Raw genomic sequence first — 24,183 nt, forward strand, 5'->3', positions numbered from 1 at the left:
AAGAAATTTGAATTTTCCAGACGATTAAGGTTGAGAAGACTTGTCAATAAAAACAGCTTGGCCGCCTTGCTCAAGAGATACTGTTAAAGCAGCAAGAATTTCTACTAACTCAGTGCCTACCCAGCCAGACGAAACCTCTGAGGGAGTATTGTTAAGGATAGAGACAACAAAGCGATCGCAAACTCGCCCCAATGGTTCCCCTGATTCTAACTCCAGCACCACCTGCTTTTGATTCACAGGAATAAATTGATTACCCTGTTGTTCAAACTCCCCATGTAGCAGGGTTAGAGGTGATGATCGCAACATCTCATCAAAAATCAAGCTACCAAGGCTACCTACAATCCCCAGCCGTCGCTGCTTATCAGGATTTAACCAACACAAATGAATATAAGCTTGAAAGCCATCTGGGTATGTCAGTGTTACCCATACTAGATCAGCCAAACCTTGAGGCAGAGGAGAATTTATATCTTTCTTCTCCCCTGCTCCCCTGCTCCCCTGCTCCCCTGCTCCCTGTAGCCACACCGTACCCGTTGCTTGTACTTTCACAGGAATCTGACCTAGCCAAGCGTTAAAGATAGCGATATCGTGAATAGCTAAATCCCATAATGCATCAACATCTTGCCGGACAGGCCCTAAATGGGTGCGCGTCGCGTAGCCGTAGCGTAAATCACCTAATTTACCCGCTTGTACTACAGTTTGCCCTTGCTCAACTGCTGGGTGAAATAAATAAGTGTGGTCAACCATGAGTATCAAACGATGCTGCTCTGCTAACTGGCAAAGTTCCCGACATTCTGCGGGGTCGAGAGTTAGCGGTTTTTCAGCTAAAACATGGTATCCGTTTTGGAGAGCATCTTTAATTAAAGCATAGTGGGTGGTAGCCGGAGTTGCGATCGCCACACCTGTCAATCCTGGCACTTTCTTTAAATCTTGCCATTGAGTTGTTAATAATACATTTTCATCTAAATTAAACTGCTGCTTTACCGCCGCTAATCGTTCTGGATGAGGATCTACTACAGCAACTACATTTACTTCGGGATGTGCTAAGAAATTTCGCAGCAGATGCACTCCCCAACGCCCAACTCCGATGACAGCAATTTTAATTTGGTTTGTCATTAGTTATTTGTCACTTGTCATTGGTCATTAGTCATTAGTCAAATAACAAATGACTAGCAACTGATTATCAGTTTATTTGTAATCTTTTGAGTTCAGGGTTTTTCCGGATTAGAGATTGCTAAAAAAGCTACCTTGGCTGCGGCTTGTTCAGCGGTTTTGATTGAGCGCCCCTTACCAAATCCTAGCTTGGTTCCGTGCAGCCACACTTCAGCCACAAAACGTTCATGATTACGGTGCGGTTGACTGACTTCTACAACCCGATACTCTGGTAAAACTTTAAATTGTGCCTGAGTCCATTCTTGGAGAGCAGCTTTGTAATTAAGTCTGGCAGGATCAAGGCGAATTTCTGTTGCTAATTGTAGGAAGTGGGGATCTAGCCAAGAGCGGATCAGTTCTAGATTTTGAGTACTTAAGTAAAGCGCCCCCAGAACTGCTTCAAAAGCGTCTGCTAGTCGTGACTCTAGTCCAACTTTATCAGCGGTAGCACTGCCAGCAACTAGTAAGTATAACTCCAAACCATAAGTTCTGGCCAATTGGGCGAGGATGCGATCGCTCACCAACACCGAACGAATTGCCGCAAAATCCCCTACGGGACAATCGGGATAATTTTCCCATAACACAACAGCCGACACCAGGCGCACCACTGCATCGCCAACAAACTCCAGCTGTTCATAATTTGCCGAATCAGAAACAGTGGGATGAGTTAGCGCTAAATCTAGCAGTTCCCACTTTATAGGTGCTTCTAGCGACAAACCTAATTTTTGGACTAAACTTTCAAGTTGCCGTTGACGGCGTGGATAGGCAAGGGACATTACATAACAAGGGGAAGGGGGGCAGGGGAGGAAGGGGGCAGGGGGAGCAGGGGAAAAATACAAACTTCTAATTCTTGTACAGACGCGATTCATCGCGTCTCTTCTAACTCAGCACTAAAAAAGGGGGAGAGAGCAGTACATAAGCCGGGTTCTGTTCTCTTGCGAGGGCAGTTATCTATCTGGGACGCCTGTTACCAGACGCCTCTAGCGGCTCTCATTGAGCGGAACTGGTAAAAGACCAACCATAGTTCCTATCGCCTTGCTCCCAACCGGGGTTTACCGAGCCAGCACCTCTCGATACTGCTGGTGCGCTCTTACCGCACCTTTGCACCCTTACCAAAGATTGGAGAGTGGGGAGTGGTGAGTGGGGAGTGGGGTTTTTCTTTCCCTATTCCCTATTCCCTATTCCCTATTCCCTATTCTTGGCGGTATCTTTCTGTGGCACTATCCTCACGATCGCTCGCACTGGACGTTATCCAGCAAGTTTGGTCTTTCGGGAGTCCGGACTTTCCTCAAACCAGTGACTATGACTGATCTGCAACCGCCTGCGTCTACTCTCTCCTTAGATCCAGTGTAATCTTGGATGGCATAGTCTGTCTGGTTGATATTACTTTTTTTTATTCCAAGGTAGAGCGTAAGTCCAAGGTAGTTTCCTGACTGTGAAAGGACAATTGATAATACTAATGGGAGGAAAATCACGACCTGGGGCTAGACCTAAACGTACCTCAGATATCCTGAGTACTAGTTGCAGGGAAAAGTCCAACTCCTTTCTTCTATTGATAAAGTCGTTGTACAGCTTTTTTTGGCCTTTTTGCAGCCCGTTAATATCAATTAGTGGTTTTTTGGCTGAATAGGTTCCAGCTTCTTTATCGCGCTCAAATACATCTTCTGCTGTCACTGTCTCAGAAAGTGTTTTTTTGGGAGCAATCAGGCTAGGACTTTGAGGTACTGCTAAGTCGCGGGTTAAGTCTGGTGATTTCCGAATCACACGCCGCGATTGTTTGCTATGCTCAACTACTAAAGAACTATTGTCCCAGTCAACGTATACGGCAACATTCTCAGATTTATTTTCTATGCTAATTCCTAAATCTTTCAAATCTTCAATGGCGTATGAGGGTTTAAGTTTAAAGGAAATTCCAATTTTGTCGTCGAGATTTTGTTCTTTTAGTTGCTCATCAACGATTCCTTTTTTAAACTCAAATTTAACTTGGTCATCAATGGATTCAACCATGCGGTTAAACACATAAGAGACACCAATAATATAAATCGTCAAAACTACTAAATTCTGGTCGCTACTCCTCATAACTCAGAATCTTAACTCCCGGTGCTAATGAATATATATTTGACTCATCGCTAATCTACAATTTTTAATTGCGCTTGATCACTACAGAATTTTGCAGCCAGCCTCGTCGCCAAAAAAAGAATACCAAACTAAGTGCGATCGCTACCATCACTGCCAAGCAAATTGGGTAGCCCCAATACCAATTCAATTCAGGCATATTATATGGCGATTTTTCAGTATTGAAATTCATACCATATATTCCGGCCACAAAAGTCAGGGGAATAAAGATTGTTGAAACTATCGTTAGCACCTTCATGATTTCATTCATTTTATTACTTACTGCCGAAAGGTACACATCCATTAATCCAGATGATAGTTCTCGATAAGTTTCTACCATATCCATCACTTGCACTGTATGGTCATAACAATCTCGCAGGTAGATTCGTACTTCTTCGCCAATTAGTTCACTACCATCTCGAATTAAGGAATTAATTGCATCTCGTTGGGGCCAGATAGCACGACGTAGTTGCAGTAGTTCTCGCCTAATTTGATAAATATTTTGTAGTGTTTGTGGCGTTGGTTTAATTATTACCTCCTCTTCTAACTCTTCGATTCGCTCTCCATAAAGCTCCAGCACTGGGAAAAAGCCATCAATAATCGCATCTAACAGAGCGTAAGCTAAATAATCCGCTCCCTGTTTGCGGATGATACCTTTGTTTTTTTCAATTCGCGATCGCACTGCTTCAAAGCAATCATGTTCTGGTTCCTCTTGTACTGTCAACAAATAATTTTTCCCTAATATTAAACTTACTTGCTCGCTGTAAAAACCACATGTTTTCTCCTTTGGTACTACCATGCGGGCAATGAATAGCAATTGGTCTTCATAATCCTCAGTTTTGGGACGCTCTGGTACATTGACTACATCTTCTAAAACTAGAGGATGTAACTCAAAGACGTTACCCAATCGTTGTAATATGTCTTGACTACCTAAACCTTGTACGTCTACCCAAGAAATCGATTCCGCATCAAGATAGGGCAGACACTCCTCTGGAGTTGCTATTTGTTCACGGATGAAATTGGTTTGATTATAGTCAATTAAGAAAATTATCGGTAGCGGAGCATCTGCATCAATAATTATCGTTCCTGGTAAAGTTCCTGGTTGGTGATAGAATTCATCTTCGTATAGCTTGGTGACTATTTTGGGAAGGCGAGGCAGTCTTCGTGCCATAAAATATTACCTAATAGTGATTTGTCATTTGTCATTTGTAAATAACAAAGTACATAAGGATAACTTACACGGAATCTTACAAGAATCAATATAAAGACTGTAATTTCTAAATTACGCAATTATTTAGGTTGATAATTTACTTATCAGTCAGATTTAATCTGACAAATTACGAATTACGAATTACGAATTACGAATTGGTATAACATATCGCCTCTGAATCAGCAATGCTACAAAAAACAGTTTGCCTGGGCAAGACAAACTGTTTAAAAAATATTTATCTGGGTGAGCAGAAGTTAGAACATACCCATGCCGCCCATGCCGCCCATGCCACCCATGCCACCCATACCGCCCATACCGCCCATATCAGGGGCAGGAGCAGCGGATTTCTTCTCTGGTTTTTCAACAACGATCGCTTCGGTGGTTAAGACCAAACCAGCAATGGAACCAGCGTTTTGCAAAGCTGAACGCACGACTTTGGCAGGGTCGATAATACCAGCAGCAATCAAGTCTTCAAATTCGCCAGTAGCGGCGTTGTAGCCAATGTTGAAGTCGCTATCCCGGACTTTCGAGACGATCACAGAACCTTCAGCACCGGCATTGTCTGCTATTTGGCGCAAGGGGGCTTCTAGCGCTCGTTCGACAATATCAGCCCCAATTCTTTCTTCGTCATTTTGTAAGGTCTTTTTAATCGCTTCTACCACCTTAGCTAAGTGAATCAAGGTTGTCCCACCACCAGGAACAATACCTTCTTCCACGGCTGCTTTAGTAGCATTCAGCGCGTCTTCAATCCGCAGTTTACGGTCTTTGAGTTCGGTTTCGGTTGCCGCACCCACTTTAATCACTGCCACGCCGCCAGCAAGCTTGGCGATGCGTTCTTGGAGCTTTTCTTGATCGTATTCAGAATCGGTTTCTTCTAACTGTCTACGAATTTGACCAATCCGCTTTTGTACTTCTGGCTTGGTGACACTGCCAGCTACAATGGTGGTGCTTTCTTTGTCAATGGTAATTTTGCGGGCAGTTCCCAGCGCTTCTAGAGCAGCGGTATCTAGGCTTAAGCCGATTTCTTCGGAAATCAACTGTCCATCGGTGAGAATGGCAATATCTTCTAACAAAGCTTTGCGGCGATCGCCAAACCCAGGCGCTTTAATGGCAGCCACGGCTAGTACACCCCGCGCTTTGTTCACTACCAGAGTTGCCAAAGCATCACCTTCGACATCTTCAGCAATGATTAACAAAGGCTGACCAGAACGGGCGACTTTTTCCAAAATTGGCACTAAATCTTGGATGCTGCTGATTTTTTTGTCAGTAACCAAGATCCGAGCGTTTTCAAATTCAACAATTTGCCGCTCGTTGTTGGTGACGAAGTAGGGAGAAATGTAACCTCTATCAATCTGCATCCCTTCAACTACTTCTAGTTCGGTGGTTAGGGATTTAGATTCTTCAACGGTAATGACACCATCTTTGGTGACTTTTTCCATTGCTTGGGCTAACATTTGGCCAACTTCTTCATCGTTACCAGCAGAGACAGTAGCAACTTGAGCGATCGCACTTCCTTCTACTGGCTTGGCTATTTTGGCAATTTCTTCTACCAATGCCTCAATAGTTTTGTCGATCCCACGTCTTAAGCTAACTGGATTACTACCCGCCGCGACGTTCTTTAAACCTTCCCGAATCAAGGCTTGTGCTAAAACTGTGGCGGTGGTTGTACCATCCCCAGCGACATCTTTAGTTTTTGAGGCTACTTCCTGGATGAGTCTTGCACCAGTATTTTCCAAAGGATCTTCTAATTCAATTTCCTTGGCAACAGTGATACCATCGTTGACAATTTGAGGTGCGCCAAACTTTTTTTCTAAAAGGACATTGCGACCTTTAGGCCCCAAGGTGATTTTTACGGCATCGGCAAGGGCGTTAACACCCCTTTCTAGAGCTCGCCGCGATTCCTCGTCAAATGCAATAATTTTCGCCATGTTTTATTTCTCCAGCGCTTCCATTAGACAATTTAGCACTCACAGCGCCAGAGTGCTAATCTCTCAAGCGGCTCAAGTTACAAATGGAAATAAAAAAAATTGATTAATATACAGGTGATGCTCATATTAGATACTGGCAGTAATGCTTGAATTGGGAGATGAATCTAGACAACTCCCTTAAGTCCCTTGGTATTGCCGACCCTAGCGGCACCGGCTGGTTGGCAGTAGTATTTACGTTCCTCTTGGCTTGGCTTGTAACTTGGCGTTTAATTCCGACAGTACGAAAATTTGCCTTGCGGGTAGGTTGGGCTGACCAACCCAACGCACGGCGACTCAATCGAGAACCTTTACCCAATGCAGGGGGGCTAGCTATCTACGCGGGTGTGATTGCCGCGCTGGTATTAGCTAGCCTTTTACGACCGATCGAACTCCAAAACGTATTGGCTCAGGTGCTCACTATTCTGTTGGGGGGTTCGATATTAGTTCTTGTGGGCTTTATCGATGATCAGTTCGGCTTACCGCCCTCTGTTCGATTGTGGGCGCAAATTGTCACGGCACTGTTGCTGGTAGCTAATGGCATCAGTGTCCAAGTGATGTTTGGCACTCCTATCGACTCGTTACTATCCATGTTGCTAACAGTGCTATGGGTAGTAGGGATTACCAACGCCATTAACTTGATGGATGGTATGGATGGTTTGGCGGGAGGAATCAGCTTTATTACCGCCATGAGTTTGTTGGGGGTTGCAGCCCAATTTAACAATCGTGCAGCAGCTATTTTGGTATTAGCAGCCTTGGGAGGTGCTGCACTAGGGTTTTTGCGCCATAATTTCTATCCATCACGAATTATTATGGGTGATGCCGGAGCATACTTTTTTGGCTATGTGCTGGCAGCAACTAGTATTTTAGGCAAACTGCAACAAAACACAGTTTATGCACTAATTCCTACTGTTTTATTTCTGTTGTTACCAGTGCTAGACACCACTCAAGTATTTGTGCGGCGGCTACTAGCAGGAAATAACCCTCTCAGTACTCCTGGTAAAGACCATTTGCACCACCGCTTACTTGCTTGGGGACTTTCCCAGCGCCATGCTGCGTTCACTCTTTGGTCAATTACCTTAGTTTTCAACTTGCTGGCGATGAGAATACAAGGTATGAGTTCGGCTGTGATACTGACTACCGCCAGTAGCATTATTCTTCTTTTGGGTTTTACTGTCTGGCAAAGAATACGCCAACAACCTTAGTTGCTTGTCGGGTGGGTTAAGCGCGATCGCATCGCCTTCACCCACCATCGAACAATAGAAGTTAGCTGCTAATCCTGATTTTCCCTATGCTGCAAAGCTTAACTCGATGTTAAGACGGCAAGGTGCGTGGTGAGGTCTAACGACCTTGTGGCGTATTATGGTCAAGAATCACGCGATTGCTAGGTCGTGGAAAGAGGAAACCCAAGGAGTGATCTTTGGAATCCCCCATTGCATTCGGTACTCCGAATCAGTTGTGGGAGGATGTCAAATCTGACCGTCATTTTGAGCAAGCGGGATTTGCTAAATTGTTGTAAATCAAAAAATACTGGCATTTAGACAAGGTTTTTATTGTGGCAATTAATGAATTGCCACGACAATACGTTAACTTTTCTATGTAGATAAGTTAGCCATCAGTTATTCCTGCGCGTTCTGTCGTAAAATCAGCGACGGGGAATCAAAAATTATAAAAATACTGGGTAATTTCTGACTTGTTCTGTTGTCAACAGTAGGGGCAATACTCTGCGGGAAGCCGCTTCTCTACGAGACGCTACGCGAACGCGTCTACATGAATTGCCCCTCCGGATTTTCGTAGGGACACCGCAATGTTCCCTAGCCCGTGCTTTATTTGTTTGAAAAAGGCTGTAATACCTAACCGAGAGTATTGTCACCAATAGGACTATTCACTCCTTGAATACCCAATTGACATTGGGTAGCAATACACGATACATCATGATTCAACCGTTAAATTTTTAAAGATGAAAAATTTCTTTAATTTCAGGTTTAACCAATACAAGGAGGGGTGGATATGGATTTTAGCTTAATTGTATCCAATATTTTGAATCCGCCAATCCTGTTTTTCTTTTTAGGAATGATTGCTGTTTTTGTCAAGTCCGATCTAGAAATTCCTGCACCAATTCCCAAACTATTTTCGTTGTATCTGCTGTTTGCCATTGGTTTTAAGGGAGGAGTAGAACTAATCAAAAGCGGTGTAACTCAGGAAGTAATTCTAACACTCGCAGCAGCAATGATGATGGCTTGCGTTGTTCCAATTTATACCTTTTTTATCCTGAAGTGGAAATTGGATACTTATGATGCGGCTGCGATCGCTGCAACTTATGGCTCTATCAGTGCTGTCACCTTCATCACGGCTAGCGCTTTTTTAACTGAGCTTGGCATTAATTTTGATGGTTACATGGTAGCAGCTCTTGCCCTGATGGAATCTCCAGCGATTATAGTTGGTCTAATTTTGGTGAATATATTCACCGCCGATGGCAAGCGGGACTTATCGTGGCCGGAAGTTTTACAAGAAGCATTTCTTAATAGTTCAGTTTTTCTCCTAGTTGGTAGTCTCTTTATAGGTGTCTTGACAGGAGAACACGGTTGGAAAGTATTAGAACCCTTTACTCAAGGGTTATTTTATGGTGTTCTCACCTTCTTTTTACTGGACATGGGATTGGTCGCTGCTAGAAGAATTAAAGACTTGCAAAAAACCGGAGTTTTCCTAATTTTATTTGCCATACTAATTCCTATACTCAATGCAGGGATTGGGTTGTTAATTGCCAAATTCATCGGTATGCCTCGCGGAGATTCGCTTTTGTTCGCTGTATTGTGTGCCAGCGCTTCTTATATTGCTGTTCCAGCGGCGATGCGGATGACTGTTCCAGAAGCAAATCCCAGCCTGTATGTTTCTACCGCTCTAGCGGTGACATTTCCGTTCAATATTATTGTGGGAATTCCGCTATATCTCTACGGAATTAACCTATTTTGGAGCTAATAATATGCACGTAGTTAAAAAGATAGAAATTATCGCTAACTCCTTTGAGCTTGCCAAAATTTTAGATAATTTAGACAAGTCGGGTGTACATAACCATGCCGTAATCCGAAATGTTGCTGGTAAAGGATTACAAGGAACGACAGAAGATTTAGACATGACTATGCTTGATAATGTTTACATCCTGGCATTTTGTATGCCAGAACAACTCAAACCTGTTGTAGAAAATATCAAACCACTTCTCAACAAGTTCGGGGGTACTTGCTACGTTTCTGATGTGATGGAGATTCGCTCTGTCAGATGTGTTGCGTCAATGTAAGAGAGTTATAAATTCAATGAAGCATTTCATAGAACGTCGTGACTTTTTAAAGTTAGGAATGACCGGGGCGTTTGGGATGATGTTATCTGCCAGCGATTTACTCTGGCGGGTAGAACAGGCTACAGCGGGCGAAATGCACCCAGCCTCTACTCAATCCCTTAGTCCCGATGCAGCCTTACAAAAGCTGATAGAGGGAAATCAGCGATTTGTTGATCATCATCCCCAATACCCCGATCAATCTGCGCTGCGGTTGCAGGAAGTTGCTCAAGCTCAACATCCGTTTGCAACTATTCTTAGTTGTGCGGATTCACGAGTACCCGCAGAAATTGTTTTTGACCAAGGCATTGGGGATATTTTTGATGTTCGGATTGCCGGAAATATTGCCACACATGAAGCGCTCGGCAGTATTGAATATGCGGTTGTATTATTAGGCAGTCCGCTGCTGATGGTGATGGGTCATGAGCGTTGTGGGGCTGTAACCGCCGCTGTACAAAACGAATCGTTACCTGGTGATATTAGTACTTTTGTTCAGGCAATTAAGCCAGCCCTGAAAAATGTCAAAGATCAGCCAGGTGATGCGGTTGAAAACGCTGTCGTGGCAAATGTGCAATATCAAATTGAACGGTTGAAGCACTCAAAGCTTTTAACTAAGCAGGTGGAGGCGGGAAAATTGAAAATTGTGGGGGGTCGTTACGATTTAGATACAGGTAAAGTAGTTATTATTACTTAGTTCGGCAAACCTCAAATTTCAGACAGGAGCGATCGCTTTTAGTTTTCCAGAAGAGATAATCGCGATCGCAAATCGAAAAAGCCTCTTGCCCCTTGATGTCTAAATGATAAGTCTTTAGCCAAACACGATATAAGAGAAGTGTCAAATTGCCTGTTTGCGCCAATTTCGTTTTTGCAGCTTGGTTTGCCAAGATTCCATGTAGGTGTAGAAAACGGGCGTCAAATAAAGTGTGAGAAACTGCGAGAACACCAACCCCCCAACTACAGCTAAACCAAGGGGACGACGTGTATCTGCACCGGCTCCCAAACCGAGGGCGATAGGCAGTGTACCCATGAGTGCTGCCATTGTTGTCATCATGATGGGGCGGAACCTCACCAAGCAGGCTTCATAGATAGCATCATAAGCAGTTTTGCCATTTTGACGGGCAATAATTGCAAAGTCAACCATCATGATCCCGTTTTTCTTCACAATGCCAACCAGCAGGATGATGCCCACGAAGGCGTAAATATTCAAGTCAACTTGAAACAGCAATAGAGTCAGTATTGCCCCAAATCCAGCGGAAGGTAAGCTAGAAAGGATTGTTAATGGGTGAATGAAGTTTTCGTAGAGAATCCCCAAAACGATATAAATCACTAAGATGGCAACCAGCAACAACATTCCTAAGCCCTGAATTGATGACTGGAATGCCTGCGCGGAACCTTGGAAGGCTGTACTGATAGTAGGTGGCAGTGTTTGACGGGCGAGTTGCTCAACTTTCCCAGTGACATTACCGAGTGATACTCCTGGTTTGAGGTTAAAGGAGAAGGTGACAGATGCCAGTTGCCCTTTGTGGTTGATAGTCAAGGGTCCTACATCTTTGCTCAAGGTTGCTACAGCATTGAGAGGTACGAGTTGCCCACTGGGGGTACGAACTGAAAGTAAATCTAGGGCATTGGAATTTTGTTGATATTTTGGTTCCACACCCATAATTACTTGGTACTGGCTATCAGGGACGTAGATGGTGGAAACTTGGCGAGTACCATAGGCATTACTCAGAGCAGTTTCAATCTGATTAGCCGTCAAACCTAGAGCCGAAGCTTGGTCGCGGTTAATGTCTACTTTTACTTGGGGATTCTTGATTTGCAAATCGCTGTTGACATCTTGTAAATCTGAGAGCGATCGCAATTTCTCTTCTAAAACTGGCGCATACTGGTAAAGCTCCTGGATATTGGGAGTTTGCAAAGTAAATTGATACTGCGCTTTCGTCTGTTGGCCACCGACATTGATGGCTGGAGGATTTTGCAAGAAAACCTTGATTCCAGGCACAACTGACAACTTCGGTCGGAGTTCCTGCACAACTTCATCAGCACTGAGATGGCGCTCATGGCGGGGCTTAAGTTCGATTAAAATTCTGCCAGCATTAGCGGAAGCATTTGGCCCGCCAGCCCCGACACTGGAGTTGATAGAATCGACATTAGAATCACGATAGGCGATCGCAGCTACAGCTTGTTGATGTTTTACCATCTCATCAAAGGATATATCCTCTGATGCTTGAGTAGTTGCAGTGATTTGTCCAACATCTGCGTTGGGAACAAACCCTTTAGGCACAATTATAAATAGATACACTGTTGCTACAAGAATCGCTCCCGAAATCACCATCGTCGTGCGGTGATACTTGAGTGATTTCTTCAAACTCCAATCGTATCCGCCCAATATCACATTAAAGATATTTTCTGAAAAATTGTAGAGACGACGGTTGAAATTTTGGATTTTGGATTGGAGACTAGGGACTGGGGACTGGGAATTAAGAATTTCTCCCTCATCTTCCCCTGCTTCCCCTGCTCCCCCTGCTCCCTCATCCCCCTCACTCTCTTGCTCATGATGAGGTGGACTCAAGAATCTGGAACACAGCATTGGCGTCAAGCTCAGAGATATTACGCCAGATACCAAGATGGCAACGCTGATTGTAACGGCAAACTCACGGAACAGTCGCCCCAAAATGCCTTCCATAAACAGTATCGGGATAAATACTGCTACTAAGGAGATGGTCATAGATAAAATTGTGAAACCAATTTCTTTAGAACCATTTAGGGCGGCTTCCATACGGCTTTCACCCATTTCCATGTGGCGGACAATATTCTCTAGCATGACTACGGCATCATCAACCACGAAGCCAACTGAAAGGGTCAACGCCATCAGTGATAGGTTATCGAGAGAGAAGCCTAGTAGCACCATGACTCCAAAAGTCGCTACCATCGAAAGCGGTACTGCCAAACTGGGAATGACTGTAGCAGAGATATTGCGGAGAAACAGAAAGATTACCAGCACCACCAGAGCAATGGTGAGCAACAGCGTGAATTGTACATCATCCACCGACTCACGAATTGACTGGGAGCGATCGTAGAGAATATCCATGTTCACAGCCGCCGGAATCTGTGTGCGGAAGGTGGGTAGCAATTTCTTAATTGCATCCACTACTTGAACAGTATTAGTTCCCGGTTGGCGCTGAATTGCCAAAACGATCGCCCGCACGCCAGAATTTTGGACTTCGGCTCCGCTCAGTCGAACGATTTTAGATTTTGGATTTTGGATTGAGGACTTGTCCCCTGCTTCCTTACTCTCCTTTTTGACAGGAAAATACCAACTTGCTATTTTGTCATTTTCTACACTGTCCAAGACTTGACCCAGTTCTCCTAACTGTACTGGTGCGCCATTTTGATAGGCCACACTTAGGGAGCGATAGCTGGCGGCATCGTTGAGTTGACCGTTTGCTTGGATTGTAGAATTCTGCTGTTGACCGTAAAGTGTGCCAGTAGGTAGATTAACATTTCCATTTGCGATCGCAGTTGCTACTTCATCAATTCCTATCCCCTTAGCACTCAGCGATTCGGGGTCAAGCTGAATTCGTACCGCGTATTTTTGGGAACCAAACACCTGCACCTGCGCTACTCCATCCACCATTGATAGACGTTGTGCCAGCAATGTCTCAGCATACTTGTCTACAGTTGATAGGGGGAGAATAGACGAGTTGAGGGAGATATAAAGCACTGGCTGATCCGCCGGATTTACCTTTCGGTAAGATGGGGGATTAGGCATATTAGTCGGTAACTGCTTCGCTCCCTTAGAAATAGCAGACTGCACATCCAATGCTGCGCCGTCGATATCCCGATTCAGGTCAAATTGCAGCGTCACCTGTGTAGTACCCAAAGAACTGGTAGAGTTCATTGAACTCAATCCCGCTATGCTAGAAAACTGCTGCTCTAAGGGGGTTGCTACCGAGGAAGCCATCGTTTCTGGACTAGCTCCGGGCAGGTTAGCTGTTACCTGGAGTGTCGGATAATCTACATTAGGCAGGTCGCTAACAGGTAGCTGTTGGTAACTGATCAGCCCAAATATCAAAATGCCAACCATAACTAGGGTTGTCATGATTGGACGCCGGATAAATAGCTCCGAAATGTTCATTGTGCTGCCTGCCTCTTGCTTCCTACTTCCGGTTTCACTTGGACTGTGGCACCAGGTACTAGGTTAAATTGTCCATCAGTGACTACTTGTTCGCCTGGTTTCAAGCCTTGCTTAATTACCGTTTCATTCCCAACGGTGTCACCTACCGTAATTGGACGCATTTCTGCTGTTTTGTCAGGTTTGACTACATACACAAACTGCCCTTGCTGTCCACTTTGTACCGCCTGGGAAAGAACAGTAATGGCATTTGGTTCTTCGCTGAGTTTGAGTACTACATTGACAAATTGCCCCGGAAACAGGCGCTCATCAGCGTTGGCAAAAGTACCCTTAAGTTGAATTGTGCCTGTTTGGGTATTGACTCCACTATCAACAAAGGTGAGTTCGCCTTGTACTGGATGCCCTGCATCTTTAGGAGGTAAAGCATCGACTTTTAACTTGCCGTTATTAGCACTGTATTTTTTGATATCTGGCAGCAGTCGTTGAGGAATGGAAAAGTTGACGTAAATCGGGCGAATTTGGCTGATTGTAATTAGCGGATCATCGGCATTCGCCTGTACCAAGTTCCCTTGATTTAGCTTCAAGCTACCTGTGCGTCCAGCAATTGGTGAGTAGATAGAACTGTAGGAAAGCTGAACTTTGGCATTGTCGATCGCAGCTTCATCTGCCACTATCACTGCCTCGGCATTTTGGACATCTGCTTGGGCTGCTGCGATCGCTGCCTGAGCATTTGCCACTCCCTCTTGATCTGCCTTCACAGTCGCCTGTTGAGCAGCAGCACTGGTCTGATATTGTTCAGCCTGTTCTTTACTGATTGCCCCTTCCTTGAGCAAACTAGCATAACGTTGAGCTTGCACATCTGCATTTGTTGCCTGGGACTTATCCTTGACTACGTTCGCTTTTGCCTGGTTCACTTGGGCGATCGCTTTTAACACATTTGCCTGTGCCTGTTTTACCTGTGCTAAATCTTTAGCTTTGGCAGCATTCGCTTGCATCAGTGCGGCTTGTAGAGGACGGGAATCAATTTTAAATAACAAGTCTCCTTTCTTAACGTTCTGTCCTTGCTGAAAATAGACGCCAGTAAGCTGTCCGCCGACCTGAGATTTGACAGATACCGTGGAATATGATTCCACCGTTCCCGTCGCCGATAGCTGTATTGGAATCGTTTTTTTAATTGCATTGGCAACTACCACTGGCACAGCTCGTTTTTTCCCTGCTTCTTTGCTACTTGATTGGGCGTCAGTTGCATTACAAGCACTACACAAGTAGGTAAGACCTAATATAAGTAGCGAGAACCGCCCTCTTTGAATAATGCTTTGAAAACAAGGAACAGCTTGAGCAGGCAAGGGCGAAGGCTCTATTGTCTGAATAGGGGCTAAACAGCGCATATCAACAATCTGGGGGGAAGGGGGAAGCACAGACACGTATTAGCTTGTCATTAGACATCGTATTTTCCGCAAAATGGTTGGTTGCGATTAACTCTAATTAGACAAACAAAATAGTTAGTTGAGCTAAATATTAGTGTACTAATGATTGCTGTTTTAGCCTACCCTTTTAGAAAGAAATTGTTGTGACTTTCGTATTAAGTTGTTGTGACTTTATCTGTATAAGACTGTGTTGCCAAGATTGTTTGAGAGCAAATGGAATATCCCCAGTAACAACTTTCTTTTACAGGACTTTAAATGAGTAATGAGTAATGAGTAATGAGTGGATGAGTAATGAGTAATGAGTAACGAGTGGATGAGAAATGGGTATTTACTCATTACTTATTACTTATTACTTATTACTCCACAATCACCGACCCTTCTTTCACGGTGAGTATGTCAAGAAAGCGATCGCTTCGCCTCAACTGAAATTTAAGCAGCCCAAAAAATCGGGGCAGGTTCCAAACCCGCCCCGATTGCTTCTGAGATACTGCGCCCAACGGCTGTTGCTACAGGCTTTAAACTATTAACTAAATGCACCATATCTTCTAAAGAAAGTGCTTGACGAGCATCAGAAACAGATTTTTCTGGTTCTGGGTGACACTCAATAATTAATCCATCTGCACCGCAAGCGATCGCAGCCCTAGCCATAGGCGCTACCAATTCCCGTTTACCGACGGCATGGGAAGGATCTACAATCACAGGCAGGTGAGTGATTTGTTTGAGTGCTGCCACTGCCCCTAGATCTAGGACATTGCGGGTGTAATCATCGAAACTGCGGATACCGCGTTCGCACAACACCACATCAGGATTCCCGTGGCTGAGGATATATTCAGCAGCCATGACGAATTCTTCAATAGTTGCTGCTAAACCACGTTTTAGTAGTATTGGTTTACCAGCTTGTCCCAAAGCTTTGAGCAAATCGAAGTTTTGCATATTTCGGCTACCAACTTGAAGCATATCAGCGTGAACGGCGACTACTTCAATTTGGGAAATTGACATCACCTCAGTAACAACTGGCAGATTGTAATGCGATCGCACCTTTGCCAAAATCTCTAATCCTTCCTCTCCCATACCCTGGAAAGCGTAGGGAGATGTGCGGGGTTTGTAGACACCCCCACGCAACCCATGTACCGATGCAGTAGATAGTTTTTGGGCGACTATCTCCATTTGTTCTAAGCTTTCAACAGTGCAGGGGCCGCCAATAATTACCAGTTCTTTGCCGCCGAAAGCGACTTTTTCTGAGATTTTAACGATTGTTTGGTGGTTCACATGGGATTGTGCGGCAAGTTTGGCATTAATCATGGTTTCATTCTCCTGAAAAGTTAGTGATTGGGGATTGGGGATTGGGAATTGGGGATTGGGTAAGAGTTGTTTTACAGTCCTAATTTCTACTCCCTCAGTCCCCAATAACAAACAACAAAAAAGCCCGAAACCTTTAAAAGTTCCCGGCGCGTTCTGATTTATCGACATGACGCTATTTACCCGGAACTTAGTCTGGGCCAAAAGTAAAAGCCATAAAACCAGCTAGTGAAATAAGTCATGACGATGAAATTCTCCTTAAAAAAACAAAAACCGCAGAGTTTGCTCTGCGGTTCACCGGGCGGTTTCCATTAGGAAACTCGATTCACTCCCGGTGAACCACCTTAAACCAAAAATAAAAGTAGGAATTTGTGTTAAGCATTTGCGTAGCTCTTGCTGGAAAATTTAGAAGCTATACCTATTTAAGGTAACATTATCAGGAAGAGTAAACGGTGTCAAGACCTCCACAAACTATAAAAAAGCGATAGACTCATTACAACTGTGGGGATCAACACTATAAAGCTTTGGGGAATTCAAAATCACGCCCTTTCCTAAATTGTTTGGTGAAGTACTAGTGCAGCATGGCAAAAATAACTATCCAGTAAAAAAATTTTCTAACGAATACAATACAGCCAAATTAAGGTAATAAGGTAATTAGAGAGAATTATAAGCGGTGGTTTCCATACTTTAGAGGTTCAAAGAGCCAGGATTGAGAAGTTAGAATATATAATTCTCCTGACTTATGACTTCATCTTGCGAAAGCTTATTGCAGACAATTGACAATCGCCATACATTATTCTTACCCAAGTCCTCATTGACAAGATCAACTTTTTAGGATCATCAGTTTCATTATGCCTAGTTCCAAAATCTTAGCCCAATCTTTCGACTATCATGGAGCTTACCCCTGCCCAGTCTGTCGGATAGGTAAGATTTCTCATATGCCATTGATGGAAGCTATGGCTTGTGACTTTTGCCAAGAGATTTTTACAGTCAACTTAGAACTACAGCAAATCAAGATGCCTTCTAGGCAACCACCCTTAACTTGGCGTTGGAATGGGTTTAGTTGGACAGAAGGCCAGCTAGAAGGTGTGGAATTAGGTTGGGGCTATGGACTAGCAGCAGCAGTTTTTGTAATTCTTCCCACTACTCTAATTGGCATAGTAGCTTACTATTTTCCTGCTAATCTGAAGGAACCCATTACCTGGATGCCATATATTTGGACGATATTAACTTTTTTATCACATTTATCAATTATTGTTTGGATTTTTATTGAAGTCTATCAGATTCCAGTTGCAGCATATTGGAGAGCGATCGCTCGATGGAGAAATGGGGAGATGGGGAGATGAGGGAGCAGGGGGAGCAGGGGGAGTGAGGGATTAGAATTAATAACCAATGCCCAATGCCCAATTCCCCATGCCCAATCCCCAATTCCCATAATCAATAACAAATGATGCAGCGGATAGATGGCTCCATCACTCATAATTAAGTTGATTGTCCACCAAAATATCGTATGAGCGATCTGGAGCGGTACTATAGAGTTTTGGAATTAGAGCCTGGAGCAACACTTGAGGAAGTGAACCAGGCTTACAAAGATTTAGTCTTTGTTTGGCATCCCGATCGCATTCCTAAAGACAATCTCCGTTTACAGCAGAAAGCACAAGATAAGCTGAAAGCCATAAATGAAGCTCGTGAAAAATTGCGCTCTCTAAAAACCAAACCTCAAACTACATTTAATTCTCCGCCACCTCAACAAGAAAAACCATTTCAAACAACCCAGCAACCACCAAAGCAAAACTCAGACTTGAGTGGCAAAGACTACAGTCGGGCAAATTTAAGCAATAAAGACTTATCTGGCAGAAATCTGAGTTATGCCAATTTGAGTGGTGCTAATCTCAGCGATACTTTTATGCACAAAGTCAACCTCAGAGGTGCGAATTTATCTGAAGCAAATTTATTTCGGGCAAACCTACTTTTAGCGGATCTCCGGGAGGCAAATTTACGCGCTGCTAATTTGATTGGTGCGGATCTCAGTGGCGCCGACTTGCGAGGAGCCGACTTGACGGGAGCGCGGATTCGCTCTGGTGAGCGTCTTCTCGTTAAACTAATTGGTACTAACTTAGCAGGGGCAATTATGCCTGATGGTTCAATTTTTCAATAACCGAGGTTGCATTATTGAAGTACATCTTTTACCCCCCTTAATCCCCCCGATGCATTGGGGGGAAACCGGAAATTTAGTTCCCTCCCCTTTGCAAGGGGAGGGTTAGGGTGGGGTATTTTTGTACTTCATTAACTTGCAATCTGCTGTATTGCAAAAACGATCGCAGAGGCTACCAAAAACGCATATTTATTCTTTGGAAGTTCCTTTAGAGGTGCGATCGCTAATTATATACTTCTCTTAAAAAGCTTGTATAATTTGTCCGAACCGTCATAGTAGTAGGATGACTTACACCTAAAGTCCGTTCACAAATTTTCAAAGCTTGCTCAAATAAGGGTTTGGCTTTCCTATAGCGTCCTCTATAACGGTAGAGTGCTGCGAGATTGTTCAGACTGATAGCGACATCAGGATGGTTATCTCCCAGTAAGCGTTTACTCAGTTCTAAAGCTTGCTGATACAGTGGTTCGGCTTCGCTGTAGCGTCCCGTAGATTCGTAGAGTTGTGCTAAATTGTTCAGGCTAGTGCCAACATCGATATGTTCTTCTCCCAGCAGGCGTCTTCTCAGTTTTAAAGCTTGCTTAAGTAAAGGTTCGGCTTCGCTGTAGCGTCTTGTATAACAGTACAATGCTGCTAAATTGTTCAGACTCGTGGCAACATTGGGATGTTCTTCTCCCACTAGGCGTTTCCACAGTTCTAAAGCTTGCTGATACAGCAGTTCGGCTTCGCTATAGCGTCCTGTAGATTCGTAGATTAATGCTAAATAGCTCAGGTTAGTAGCGACATCGGTATTTTCTTCTCCCAACAGGCGTTTTCTCAGTTCTAAAGCTTGCTCAAGCAAGGGTTCGGCTTCGCTGTAGCGTCCTGTAGATTCGTAGAGTAATGCTAAATTGCTCAGGCTAGTGGCGACATCAACATGTTCTAAACCGAGACGATTTTGAGTCAATTCTACACACTGTTGCAACCAAGTTTCTGCTTGCTGATAAAGTCCTTGACTTTGGTAAAACCAGGCTAGTTTGGTAAACAGAGTGATTAGATTTTCATCGCCCAGATATTGGGATAAATTGGTTGCAACTTCTGTAATATGCGGGATATGTGGAGTTAGGTTGAGAATATCTTCAGGGTTAGGCTGTTGCGGAATTAGCTTTGCTACCTCTAACATCATCGCTGCAAATTTAGTTTTTGCTTCATCCGCCTCACTTGATTGATCCAACTTCATTTGAAAAAGTTGCCGAATCAATGGATTTAGACGATAAATTACTTTACTTTTCTGTTGTAGTAAATGTAATTCTAGTAAATCGTCTATGGCTTTCTTATTGAGTTGTTGTTTTTGGTCATCTTCTATCGTCTCAACAGATAAGGGAATGTCAGCTAAGGCACACAAACTTAGCAAACAGCCAAAGCTTTGTGCATTTTCATCCAATTGTTCCCAATTTAATTCAAAAGCTTCAGCTACACCGTATTCATAAGACATCAATGAGTTAGCATTGACTACTGGTTCATGTTCCACTCGTTTCTTCTCTAGCCGCTTCAGCAGTGTTTCCAGAGACAAATCTGGTATCTTATCCAAATATCGCCCCACTAACTCTAAGGCTAAAGGTAAATATCCTAAAAATTTACAAATTCTTCTCGCAGCCCAAGCTTCTTGTTGCAATCGTTCCCGAACCACCAGCGATTTTAATAATTTCGTCGCCGCCAATGGTTTGAGGATATCCAATTCGCTATTATATTTTGCGTTCAGGAAAGCTTGTAACTTTTGTCGTTTGTCTCGACTGTTGGAAATCGCTAACTCAGGATAATTCTGGGCAAACTTGTCATATACCTCACCAATCCACTTTCTGAAAGCAGCAATATCAACCTTTAATTCGCTGGCAAGTTTAGCTTCACTTTTTCCTAAGTTTTCTGTCTTAAAATACTTTGCAAAAGCTGCCGTTTGCTCTAGAGATAAGCCATTAGTAGCAGCTTCTTTGGCTAGAAAATTAGCCCATTGCATAAACAGCTTGTGAAATTTACTTTTATTCTAGCTTTGTCTCCATTGGGAAATCTCCTCTCTTTGGGGTATAAATCCTATTCGCATAAAAGCATTTAAAAGCATTAACATAAGAATCAAACCGCCAAGAAAGAGAGAAGAAGGAGCGATCGCAGTTTGAAGTTACAATTGATGGCGATCGCTATTCCCCTGCTTGAAGTTTTCAGTAAACTGACCAAACTATTTGGTGTGATTTTGGGAGAAAGGGTGCGATCGCTAGCGATATGCTTTTATTAAAAAGATTGCATAATTTCCCAAAACCGTGATTGTATTGGGATGATCTACACCTAAAGTCTGCTTGCAAATTGCCAAAGCTTGCAGATACAAAGGTTCGGCTTCGCTGTAGCGTCCTGTAGATTCGTAGACTGCTGCAAGATTGTTCAAGCTATTGGCAACATCGGAATGGTTGTCTCCCAGTAAGCGTTTTCTCAGTTCTAAAGCTTGCTGATACAAAGGTTCGGCTTCGCTGTAGCGTCCTGTAGATTCGTAGACTGCTGCAAGATTGTTCATACTTTGGGCGACAAGGGAATGGTTGTCTCCCAGTAAGCGTTTTCTCAGTTCTAAAGCTTGTTGAAACAGGGGTTCAGCTTCGCTGTAGCATCCTGTAGATCCGTAGAGTAATGCGAGATTGTTCAAGCTAGTGGCGACAAGGGGATGGTTGTCTCCCAGTAAGCGTTTTCTCAGTTCTAAAGCTTGCTGAAACAGAGGTTCGGCTTCGCTGTAGCGTCCTGTAGAACAGTAGAGTAATGCAAGATTGTTCAGGCTAGTGGTGACATTGGGATGGTTGTCTCCTAGTATGCGTTTGTACAGTTCTAAAGCTTGCAGATGCAGGGGTTCGGCTTCACTGTAGCGTCCTGTAGATTCGTAGAGTTGTGCTAAATTATTCAAGCTAGTGGCAACATCGGAATCGTTGTCTCCCAGTAAGCGTTTGCTCAGTTCCAAAGCTTGCTGAAACAGGGGTTCAGCTTCGCTGTAGCGTCCTGTAGATTCGTAGACTGCTGCAAGATTGTTCAGGCTAGCGGCGACATCGGAATGGTTGTCTCCCAGTAAGCGTTTTTTCAGTTCTAAAGCTTGCAGATGCAGGCGTTCGGCTTCGCTATAGCGTCCTGTAGAATGGTAGACTGCTGCAAGATTGTTCAAGCTAGCGGCGACATAGGGATGTTCTAAACCAAGACGATTTTTAGTTACTTTTTCACACTGTTGCAACCAAGGTTCTGCTTGCAGATAAAGTCCTTGACCTTGATAAAACCAGCTTAAGCCTGTGAAAGGCCAAATTAAATCCTCGTCGCTGAGATATTGGGATAAGTGGTTTGCAACTTCTGCAAGGTGAGGGATATGTGGAGTGAGGTTGAAAATATCTTCACGGTTAGGCTGTTGAGGAATTCGCTTTGCCACCTCTACCATCTGCGCTACAAAAGCAGTTTTTACCTCATCTGCATTACTTGACTTATCCAACTTCATTTGGAAAAATTGCCGAATCAGTGGATGTAGTTGATATATTCCTTTACCCTGGGGTTGTAGCAAATGCAGTTTTAGCAAGTCAGATGTAGTTTTTACTTTCAGTTCTTGTTCTTCGTCATCTTCTATCGTCTCCACAAGTAAGTGAATGTCAGCCAAGGCATACAAACTCAGCCTACAGCCTAATCTTTGTACATTCTCATCCAACTGTTCCCAACTCAATGCAAAAGCTTCAGCCACACCATATTCATAACGCATCAATGGGTTAGCCTTGGTAACTGCTTCGTGTTCCAGTCGCTTTTTTTCTAGCCGCTTCAGCAGTTTTTCCAGAGACAAATCTGGCATTGTATCGAGATATCGCCCCACTAACTCTAACGCCAAAGGCAAATATCCCAAGAATTTACAAATTTTTCTTGCAACCCAAGGTTCGCTTTTCAGTCGTTCTCTCTCAACCAGCGATTTTAATAATTTCATCGCCGCCAATGGTTTGAGAACACCCAAAGGTAATTGCGGCAAAGTTCTATCAAACCCCAGGCGCGTTGTTAGCAGTACTTTAAACCGGGGTGATTCTGGGGGTAGATAAGGCTGAACCTGTTTTTTGTAGTCGGTGACATCATCAAACACCAGCAGCACTTCACCTTGTTGCCAATTCTGCCAGCAGTATCTCAGCCTATCTGCTAATTCCCAATCGTCCGGTGCAATGAGTTTAAATTTCAGTTCAGCAAATCTGAGAATCTGAATTCCGACATCTATTCCCTGTGCAGATAACCAGCAAACCCCACCTTGATAATTCTGCAAGTGCTGTTTGGCGTATTGGGTAGCGAGTTCAGTTTTGCCGACTCCACCCATACCCGCCACAGCTATAATTGCAACTTGCCGAGATGTTTGTAATTGCTGGTGCAGTTTTTCTAATTCCGCCTCACGTCCCACAAATTTTTCAAACGGGACAGCAGGGGGAATATTTTGATGAATTTCTTTAATTGTGAGTTGGGCATCTTGCCTGCCATTATATTTCGCTGTCAGGCAAGCTCGTAACTTTTCTAACTTACCCCGACCTTTAGAGGTGGCTAACTCAGAATAACTCTGGGCAAACTTGTCATAAACCTCAGTCATCCGCTTTTTGAAAGCAAGAAGACCGATTTTCAGTTCTGTGGCAACTTCCGTTTGACTCTTAACTGAGTTTTCAGTCTTTAAACATTCTACAAAAGCTGCCGTTTGCTCTGGGGATAAGCTATTAGTAGCAGCTTCATTGGCTAGAAAATCAGCCCATTGCATAGACAGCTTGTGAGATTTCTTCTCAATTCTACTTAATTTCTACTTTCTCTCTACTTTGTCTCCATTTTTAGGGAATCTCCTCTTCTTCTGGCAGAAATACCATTTGCATAGAAACGTTTAGAAGAGGTTTAACCATGAAAACTGTCTTAACAACTCCAGTCAATTCCAATCAAACCACCCAAACTTCGCAATTAATCCCCGCCTCGCCAACATCGGTAGAGAATCCATCTACTTGGATGCGAAACGGGGACAGTCCTACTGAAATCATCCTCGCGGCGGCAATTTTAACTTCAGTTTCAATCGCGGGAATTGCCTCTGTGATTGTGGCGATTACGGGTTTAGTCAAAACTTTAGTACGCCCGACAAGCGAAAAAACTAAATAGAAGTACTGGCAAAGGCAAATTCTTTGCTTCGTTGCTATCCCGCCTTGGAATCAATTCCGAGGCTAATAACCTAAGTCCGTTCAAACGGACTAAATTTTAGTTAATTTGAGTCAGTTTTAACTGACTTATGCTGTTAGCCTGCGATTTGAATCGCAGGTGGGCTGAAGGTATCGCCCGTAACTTGAGCTTTTGAGCCTTTTATCCTCAACGTTGAGCCTTTTATCCTCGACGTTGAGCCTTTTAACCTCGACGTTGAGCC

General features: G+C 43.7%; 18 protein-coding genes and 1 other RNA gene. 7 read left to right on the forward strand and 12 right to left on the reverse strand.

Features of this window, described 5'->3' with window-relative positions; all coding sequences use genetic code 11:
* Positions 1-24: 24 nt before the first annotated feature.
* From RRG12_RS10755 to groL, 6 genes are all read right to left on the reverse strand, one after another.
* Positions 25-1,113, reverse strand: coding sequence for a Gfo/Idh/MocA family protein (locus tag RRG12_RS10755; RefSeq protein WP_420759264.1), 1,089 nt, complete (start codon positions 1,111-1,113; stop codon positions 25-27).
* Positions 1,114-1,205: 92 nt separating this feature from the next.
* Positions 1,206-1,925 (reverse strand): ribonuclease III, encoded by a 720-nt coding sequence (gene rnc / locus RRG12_RS10760; RefSeq protein ID WP_069068954.1) that lies wholly within the window; start codon positions 1,923-1,925, stop codon positions 1,206-1,208.
* 124 nt (positions 1,926-2,049) lie between these two features.
* Positions 2,050-2,484, reverse strand: an RNA gene (rnpB, locus tag RRG12_RS10765) — RNase P RNA component class A.
* A gap of 48 nt (positions 2,485-2,532) precedes the next feature.
* Positions 2,533-3,228, reverse strand: a complete 696-nt coding sequence (locus tag RRG12_RS10770; protein ID WP_069068953.1) for a hypothetical protein — start codon at positions 3,226-3,228, stop codon at positions 2,533-2,535.
* Positions 3,229-3,292: 64 nt separating this feature from the next.
* Positions 3,293-4,435, reverse strand: a complete 1,143-nt coding sequence (gene corA, locus RRG12_RS10775) for a magnesium/cobalt transporter CorA (RefSeq protein WP_420759265.1) — start codon at positions 4,433-4,435, stop codon at positions 3,293-3,295.
* Between the two features lie 293 nt (positions 4,436-4,728).
* Positions 4,729-6,402 carry a chaperonin GroEL gene (groL, locus tag RRG12_RS10780; protein ID WP_420759266.1) on the reverse strand — a complete coding sequence of 558 codons (1,674 nt, stop codon included), beginning with the start codon at positions 6,400-6,402 and terminating at the stop codon, positions 4,729-4,731.
* A gap of 158 nt (positions 6,403-6,560) precedes the next feature.
* On the opposite strand from groL, the gene RRG12_RS10785 reads away from it, so the two are divergent.
* The 4 genes from RRG12_RS10785 (at position 6,561) to RRG12_RS10800 (ending at position 10,463) form a co-directional block, all read left to right on the forward strand.
* Complete coding sequence (locus RRG12_RS10785) at positions 6,561-7,643, forward strand: MraY family glycosyltransferase (protein WP_069068950.1); 1,083 nt, start codon at positions 6,561-6,563, stop codon at positions 7,641-7,643.
* A gap of 805 nt (positions 7,644-8,448) precedes the next feature.
* Complete coding sequence (locus tag RRG12_RS10790; protein WP_069068949.1) at positions 8,449-9,417, forward strand: sodium-dependent bicarbonate transport family permease; 969 nt, start codon at positions 8,449-8,451, stop codon at positions 9,415-9,417.
* Positions 9,418-9,421: 4 nt separating this feature from the next.
* Entirely contained in the window at positions 9,422-9,733 is a 312-nt protein-coding gene (locus RRG12_RS10795; protein WP_069068948.1) for a P-II family nitrogen regulator, read from the forward strand.
* Positions 9,734-9,749: 16 nt separating this feature from the next.
* Positions 9,750-10,463 carry a carbonic anhydrase gene (locus RRG12_RS10800; RefSeq protein ID WP_420759267.1) on the forward strand — a complete coding sequence of 238 codons (714 nt, stop codon included), beginning with the start codon at positions 9,750-9,752 and terminating at the stop codon, positions 10,461-10,463.
* Here RRG12_RS10800 and RRG12_RS10805 read toward each other — a convergent pair.
* The 4 genes from RRG12_RS10805 to aroF form a co-directional block, all read right to left on the reverse strand.
* Entirely contained in the window at positions 10,456-10,608 is a 153-nt protein-coding gene (locus tag RRG12_RS10805; protein ID WP_420759268.1) for a hypothetical protein, read from the reverse strand. The genes RRG12_RS10800 and RRG12_RS10805 overlap by 8 nt on opposite strands.
* Entirely contained in the window at positions 10,605-13,904 is a 3,300-nt protein-coding gene (locus RRG12_RS10810) for an efflux RND transporter permease subunit (RefSeq protein ID WP_420759269.1), read from the reverse strand. The genes RRG12_RS10805 and RRG12_RS10810 overlap by 4 nt, the downstream gene beginning before the upstream one ends.
* Positions 13,901-15,247: an efflux RND transporter periplasmic adaptor subunit gene (locus tag RRG12_RS10815; RefSeq protein ID WP_420759270.1), complete on the reverse strand. Its 1,347-nt coding sequence runs from the start codon at positions 15,245-15,247 to the stop codon at positions 13,901-13,903. The genes RRG12_RS10810 and RRG12_RS10815 overlap by 4 nt, the downstream gene beginning before the upstream one ends.
* A 510-nt stretch (positions 15,248-15,757) precedes the next feature.
* Positions 15,758-16,798 (reverse strand): 3-deoxy-7-phosphoheptulonate synthase, encoded by a 1,041-nt coding sequence (gene aroF / locus RRG12_RS10820; protein ID WP_420759271.1) that lies wholly within the window; start codon positions 16,796-16,798, stop codon positions 15,758-15,760.
* A 680-nt stretch (positions 16,799-17,478) separates the two neighbouring features.
* Between aroF and RRG12_RS10825 the strand changes: the two genes are divergently transcribed.
* Together RRG12_RS10825 and RRG12_RS10830 are read left to right on the forward strand one after the other, a co-directional pair.
* The gene (locus tag RRG12_RS10825) at positions 17,479-17,973 is read left to right on the forward strand and encodes a hypothetical protein (RefSeq protein WP_069068945.1); all 495 of its coding nucleotides are present in this window, start codon (positions 17,479-17,481) and stop codon (positions 17,971-17,973) included.
* 164 nt (positions 17,974-18,137) lie between these two features.
* On the forward strand, positions 18,138-18,785 hold the full coding sequence (locus RRG12_RS10830) for a pentapeptide repeat-containing protein (RefSeq protein ID WP_069068944.1): 648 nt from the start codon (positions 18,138-18,140) through the stop codon (positions 18,783-18,785).
* 220 nt (positions 18,786-19,005) lie between these two features.
* Here the strand turns inward: RRG12_RS10830 and RRG12_RS10835 are convergent, their stop codons facing one another.
* A complete protein-coding gene (locus RRG12_RS10835; protein ID WP_420759272.1) occupies positions 19,006-20,772 on the reverse strand; it encodes a tetratricopeptide repeat protein in 1,767 nt (588 codons plus the stop codon).
* Positions 20,773-21,024: 252 nt separating this feature from the next.
* Positions 21,025-23,541 carry a tetratricopeptide repeat protein gene (locus RRG12_RS10840; protein WP_420759273.1) on the reverse strand — a complete coding sequence of 839 codons (2,517 nt, stop codon included), beginning with the start codon at positions 23,539-23,541 and terminating at the stop codon, positions 21,025-21,027.
* A gap of 134 nt (positions 23,542-23,675) precedes the next feature.
* Here RRG12_RS10840 and RRG12_RS10845 point away from each other — a divergent pair, with 134 nt between their 5' ends.
* Positions 23,676-23,924 (forward strand): hypothetical protein, encoded by a 249-nt coding sequence (locus RRG12_RS10845; RefSeq protein WP_420759274.1) that lies wholly within the window; start codon positions 23,676-23,678, stop codon positions 23,922-23,924.
* The last annotated feature ends 259 nt before the right edge of the window (positions 23,925-24,183 follow it).

Source organism: Nostoc sp. CALU 546 (assembly GCF_048836525.1).

What these genes read in the sequence shown, in the direction of transcription:
- RRG12_RS10755 (WP_420759264.1), bottom strand. Translation starts at nt 1,113, where the DNA reads ATGACAAACCAAATTAAAATTGCTGTCATCGGAGTTGGGCGTTGGGGA.
- rnc (WP_069068954.1), bottom strand. Translation starts at nt 1,925, where the DNA reads ATGTCCCTTGCCTATCCACGCCGTCAACGGCAACTTGAAAGTTTAGTC.
- RRG12_RS10770 (WP_069068953.1), bottom strand. Translation starts at nt 3,228, where the DNA reads ATGAGGAGTAGCGACCAGAATTTAGTAGTTTTGACGATTTATATTATT.
- corA (WP_420759265.1), bottom strand. Translation starts at nt 4,435, where the DNA reads ATGGCACGAAGACTGCCTCGCCTTCCCAAAATAGTCACCAAGCTATAC.
- groL (WP_420759266.1), bottom strand. Translation starts at nt 6,402, where the DNA reads ATGGCGAAAATTATTGCATTTGACGAGGAATCGCGGCGAGCTCTAGAA.
- RRG12_RS10785 (WP_069068950.1), top strand. Translation starts at nt 6,561, where the DNA reads ATGAATCTAGACAACTCCCTTAAGTCCCTTGGTATTGCCGACCCTAGC.
- RRG12_RS10790 (WP_069068949.1), top strand. Translation starts at nt 8,449, where the DNA reads ATGGATTTTAGCTTAATTGTATCCAATATTTTGAATCCGCCAATCCTG.
- RRG12_RS10795 (WP_069068948.1), top strand. Translation starts at nt 9,422, where the DNA reads ATGCACGTAGTTAAAAAGATAGAAATTATCGCTAACTCCTTTGAGCTT.
- RRG12_RS10800 (WP_420759267.1), top strand. Translation starts at nt 9,750, where the DNA reads ATGAAGCATTTCATAGAACGTCGTGACTTTTTAAAGTTAGGAATGACC.
- RRG12_RS10810 (WP_420759269.1), bottom strand. Translation starts at nt 13,904, where the DNA reads ATGAACATTTCGGAGCTATTTATCCGGCGTCCAATCATGACAACCCTA.
- aroF (WP_420759271.1), bottom strand. Translation starts at nt 16,798, where the DNA reads ATGTCGATAAATCAGAACGCGCCGGGAACTTTTAAAGGTTTCGGGCTT.
- RRG12_RS10825 (WP_069068945.1), top strand. Translation starts at nt 17,479, where the DNA reads ATGCCTAGTTCCAAAATCTTAGCCCAATCTTTCGACTATCATGGAGCT.
- RRG12_RS10830 (WP_069068944.1), top strand. Translation starts at nt 18,138, where the DNA reads ATGAGCGATCTGGAGCGGTACTATAGAGTTTTGGAATTAGAGCCTGGA.
- RRG12_RS10835 (WP_420759272.1), bottom strand. Translation starts at nt 20,772, where the DNA reads ATGCAATGGGCTAATTTTCTAGCCAAAGAAGCTGCTACTAATGGCTTA.
- RRG12_RS10840 (WP_420759273.1), bottom strand. Translation starts at nt 23,541, where the DNA reads ATGCAATGGGCTGATTTTCTAGCCAATGAAGCTGCTACTAATAGCTTA.
- RRG12_RS10845 (WP_420759274.1), top strand. Translation starts at nt 23,676, where the DNA reads ATGAAAACTGTCTTAACAACTCCAGTCAATTCCAATCAAACCACCCAA.